Annotated in this window: 1 protein-coding gene and 1 pseudogene; one reads left to right on the top strand and one right to left on the bottom strand. The window is 37.1% G+C overall.

What is annotated here, in order from left to right; all coding sequences use genetic code 11:
• Nucleotides 1-191, top strand: a pseudogene (locus tag ACIR310F_RS26290) (hypothetical protein); the annotation flags it as partial.
• On the opposite strand, the gene ACIR310F_RS23775 reads toward ACIR310F_RS26290, so the two are convergent.
• Nucleotides 157-4,878, bottom strand: coding sequence for a GAF domain-containing protein (locus tag ACIR310F_RS23775; protein ID WP_051289712.1), 4,722 nt, complete (start codon nucleotides 4,876-4,878; stop codon nucleotides 157-159). The pseudogene ACIR310F_RS26290 and the gene ACIR310F_RS23775 sit on opposite strands and share 35 nt — an antisense overlap.
• Nucleotides 4,879-5,299 lie beyond the last annotated feature (421 nt).

Raw genomic sequence — 5,299 nt, forward strand, 5'->3', positions numbered from 1 at the left:
AACAGGGAACAGGGAACAGGGAACAGGGAACAGGTGACAGGGAACAGGGAACAGGGAACAGGGAACAGGTTTTGAGCAACTTTACTTTTCCTTACTTGTGTCGTTTTTTCCGTTCACCTACTTACCAATTACCCATTACCCATTACCAATTACCCATTACCCATTACCTATCAAATTGTATCGGGGAATAGTAACTTTAAATATTGTTCCCTGATTTAGTTTGCTTTCTAGGGTAATTTTCCCTTGATGTTGATCAACGCATTTTTTAACTATTGCTAAACCTAAGCCTGTACCGGAAATATTACCAACATTAGAACCACGATAAAAAGAAGCAAATAAATTAACTTGATCTGTTTCAGAAATACCAATACCATAATCTTGAACGATAAAAACTATCTGTTTATCGGTGATATTCAAGCTGAAACTAACTGTACTACTTCCAGGAGAATATTTTATAGCATTAGTCAGCAAATTTGTGAGAACTTGACGGATGATTTTCGGATCAAATTCTGCAAATAAGGTATGGTCTAAAATTAGTTGGGTGCTATTTAAAGAAAAATCTATTACATGACTGTAGCTAGTTCCTTGTATTTCTCTTATGAGACGACGACAAAAATCAATAATATCTAATGTTTCTGGTTTAAACTCTATTTTCTCAGTTTCAACACTGTTGATCATCAGAACATCATCTAGTAGTTGAACAGTATACTTGATCGTTTTTTGGATCGTTTCTAAATGTCCCTGTTTTTTTTCAGCGTTGAGACGATCGCCAAAAGTTTGTAAAATCCCTGTAGATGAGGAAATAATAGCTAACGGTGTGCGAAATTCATGGGAAACCATAGAAACAAAACGCGATCGCATTGCGCTGATTTCTTTTTCTTGTTTGAGAGACTTTTGTAATTTCTCAAATAAATCTGCTTGTTGAATAGCTATTGCTAATTGATTGGCTATTTGTTGCAATAATTCGGCTTCAGATTCTTCCCAAATACGTTTTTCACCACAAGCATGAACAACCAGCACCCCCCAAAGTTTATTATGAGGATGATTTACCCAGCGCCCGTTTTCATTTTCTACCAAATCCTGCAAAATAGGAGCGACAATTTTAGATCTAATATTTCCTTGTCGAGAATAAGCTTTCAAGCAATCTGTCCAAATATCATCCATCACGTCGAGAACAATGCGCGGTTTTCCTTGCCAATAGTATTCTAAAATATCTTGTGACCATTTTTCATCTTCCCAATAACTATCTTTAAAAGTCATATAACCGTTAGCAACAGCTTCTTCCACAATTTGACTTTTACCATCAGGAAATAGACGGAAGACAATCACCCTCTCAGCCTTGGTTAATTCTTGCACTTTAGCAGTAATAGTAGTTAAAATATGATTTAAATTGAGGCTAGAGCGAATTTCTTGAGTGATATCTTGAATGGCTCTTTGTCGTTGTAGTTGCAGGTAAATTTCAACTTCAGCTTGCTTTCTAATTATTAATTCTGACTGTACTTGTTCATATAGCATAGATTGTTGAATGGCGATCGCTAATTGGTTCGCTATTTGTTGGACAAGTTCAATTTCAAAATCTTCCCAGTGACGAGGTTGGGAACATTGATGAATACACAACAAACCCCATAAAATTCTTCCCTGGATTAATGGTACAACTAAGTTTGCTCTCACCTGAAATTGTGCTAAAATGTCTCGATGACAATCTGCGAGTCCCGCATTGTCAATATCATCTACTATTTGCATTCTCCCTGCTGCATAGTCGGAAGAAAATCTTTCACCAAAACATTGATCATGAACTTTCATTTCTAGGGCAGATATAAACCCAGGAACTACAGATTCTGAGACAAATTCACCATAATTAAAATTACTATCTGGATCAAATTTAAAAATTCCCACCCTGTCAGCATTCATTAATTGTCGTATTTCTGCCGCAGCAGTATTAAAAATAGTATGTAAATCTAGGGACTGACGAATGCGTTGGGTTGTCTCCCAGAGTAAATATTCTCTTTCTGCTTGCTGCTTAATTTTTTGCTCTGTTTGTTTCCATTCCGTAATATCTTTATTCACCCCAATCACTCGTTCTGCTTTTCCCTGGGAATCACGCTTAATAATGCCGTAAGATTGCAGAACACGAATTTTACCATCTGGTAAAACTATTCTAAAATCCATCTCAAATTCCTCACCATCTTTGAGCTTATGTTGTAGAATTTCATTAACTCTGACTGCATCCTCTGGATGTAATACCGTTTGCAAAATTTCCATACCATCTTTATATTCCGATGGTTTGACCCCATAGAGTTCATACATCTTCTTGTCCCAAATTGTATGATTATTGTCGAGATCCCATTCCCAAATAGCAATTTTTGCAGCTTTGATTGCTAATTCTAACCGACTGGAGAGATTTTGCAGTTGTACTGTACGTTTCTGTACTCTGGTTTCTAGTTTTTGATTAAATTGAGACAACTGATTTAAAGTTGCTTGTAATTCCTCTTCTTTTTGCACTAGTTGAGTGATATCAGTATTGGCACCAGATACTCGCACCGCTTTTCCAGTTTCGTCCCGGAGAATATAACTTCTACAGTTAATGAAGATATAATATTCTTGTTTATGTCGCAGCCGAAACTTTGACTCAATAAACTCTATATTTTTATCATCTAATGCTTGATTGAAGTTGCCACGGATAGGATCTATATCCTCTGGGTGCATAAAATTCTGCCAGAAGCTTTCAGATTTGAGATAAAGTTCTTCATGTTTGTAACCCAGCAGGGAAAACCAACGAGCAGAATAATAAATAGTATCTTCTAGAAGATCCCAATCCCACCAAGCATCATTTGAACCTTTAAGAACTAGAGATAATCGTTCTTGCAGTTTTTCTGATTTTTGGAATAATTTAGATAATTTTTCCTCTGAATTTTTGCGAACAGTAATATCAACTATAGCTCCAATCACAACGACAATCTCACCTTGATCATCTAAAACTACTTGATTGCGATCTTCAACCCAAATGTAATTACCATCTTTACGTCGCAGACGATATTCTGTGGACAAAGGACTTTTGTGAGCTAGTTTTTTTTGAATCAAAGAATATAGTCTGTCTCGATCTTCTGGATGAACTATATCCATAAATTCAGCTAAATTTCTCGGACATTCTGAATATGAATAACCCAAAATTTCTTCCATATTCGCCGGCCAAACGGGAGCATCATTGAGTAAATTATATTCATACATAATTTGTCCACTAACTGTACTTGCTAATTCATAGCGATTTTTCCATATTTTCAATTCTGCTAACTGTTGTTTAATTAATTCTTCTGCTTGTTGTCGTTGATGAATTTCAATTTGTGTCTGTTGATAAATATTTGCTTGTTGAATAGCAATTGCGACTCGCAGTGATATTTGTTGTACCAATTCGATTTCCTCAAGTTCCCAATTGTGGGGAATATCGCGGTAACTTGCTAACATTAGTCCCCAGAGTTGATTTTCAACAATTAACGGAGATAATAGTTTACCGCGAATATCAAGGTCCTTTAACATCTGCTGATGACACTGAGTTATGGATTCAGTGTTAATGTCATTAATTACCCGAATTTGCCCTTGACGGTAAAGTTCAAGCCATTCTGGACTGATACAGGGATCATGTACTTCTTGATTCAGGACTGATTCTCCAGTAATTATCGCTTCAGCGATAACTTGACCACGAAAATCACCACTGAATTGGTAAACAATCACGCGATCGCAGTTTAATAGCGATCGCACTCCTACAACTGTGTTGTTGAGAATCTCTTGTAAATCTAGAGATGAGTGAATTTGCGTGGCAATTTGATTAATTAATTCTTCCTGTTCTGCTTTTCTTCTCAGTTTAATAGTGCGCTCTTCTATTTGCTTTTCTAACTCAAGAGTACGATTTTCTAGCAGTTGTATTTTCTCTGTTTCTAGTTGTAATACTTTTTCTTGTAACACTGCTGTTAGTTTATATAATTCCCAAGGATTAAGGGCTTCTAAAATACTGCTATGGGTAACGATACCAAGTAGTTCCCCTTTGCTTCCTGTCACTGCTAAAAGCTGAATAAATCGCTGTTCCATTATTTGCTGCACATTCCACAGAGATTCATCAACAGTCACGCAGAAAACTGGTGTACTCATGACAGTTTGTGCTAAACAGGTGTCAAAATTCACGCTTAAAGCTTTAAGCTGTACAATATCATGCTCTGTCACCATACCCAGAGGAATTGTTAAAGATGCTTGTGTTTCTACAATCATTACCGAACTGACTTGATTTTCTGCCATTAAGCGAGCGATCTCTAATATAGAAACATTAGCAGGCGCACATAAGACATTGGTAGTCATGACCTCATGAACCAACCGCAAGCGCAACAAGTCTACAGGCCGAAGTATCTGCCGTAAACTTTCGTAAGTCAGCAGTCCCACCAGTTGATTTTCCTCATCAACCAGTGGTAAATGACGAATCCGGTGGTGTTGAAGGAGATTCAGGGCAGAAAAGAGGTCTGTAAATTTTGACTCCTCCAAGGTGATTACAGGATGAGTCATAACATCACGGAGGGCTAAATCTTCCAGGTTCGGCTTTTGGGTGCTGATTTTGACCACATCTTCTTGCCTAAATATACCTACTGGACGATTATTTTCCACAATTAGGACACAACTGCAACAGGCTTGAATTTGTAAATGTTCTAGATAGTTATTAGCGGTTTGGGGAATATAACAAACTGCTGGTACGTTCAGCCATAGGGTATTTGCTGATATTCCACTCATTTGCACTACAGCCTCTCTAACTGTTGTATCAGCAGTTGCTAGTAATGGGTTATAAGTAATAGCTGACTTTAATTCCGTTGCACTGATAGCATTTACAGGTATCAACATTCAAGTTTATCTATTTGGTTTGTATAAATTACAGTTAATTTACTAATTTTACAATAGCTTATTCGTTTTGATTTGCCATAGGTTAGATAGTTTCACGACTCAATGGTAGCACAGATGATTATCTTCAACTATATCTGACTATATTTTTGTTATTTAAACCTAATACTAAACTATACTTCACTACAAGTAGGTTGGCGTTAAAAATTGTCGTTATGACAAGGTAACTCTTAACAGGTTACAGGGAAAAGGTTACAGGGAACAGGGAACAGGCTCTGAGCAACTTTACTTTTCGTTACTTATGTCGGTTTTTCCGTTCACCTACTTACTTCATTCTCATGCTTGTGGGGTGGGCATCCCTGCCCGCCCTAGTATATCAATTAGGCATCCCTGGCCGCCCTAGTATATCAATTAGGCATCCCTG

The organism is Dolichospermum circinale AWQC310F (genome assembly GCF_000426925.1).
Taxonomy (GTDB): domain Bacteria; phylum Cyanobacteriota; class Cyanobacteriia; order Cyanobacteriales; family Nostocaceae; genus Dolichospermum; species Dolichospermum circinale.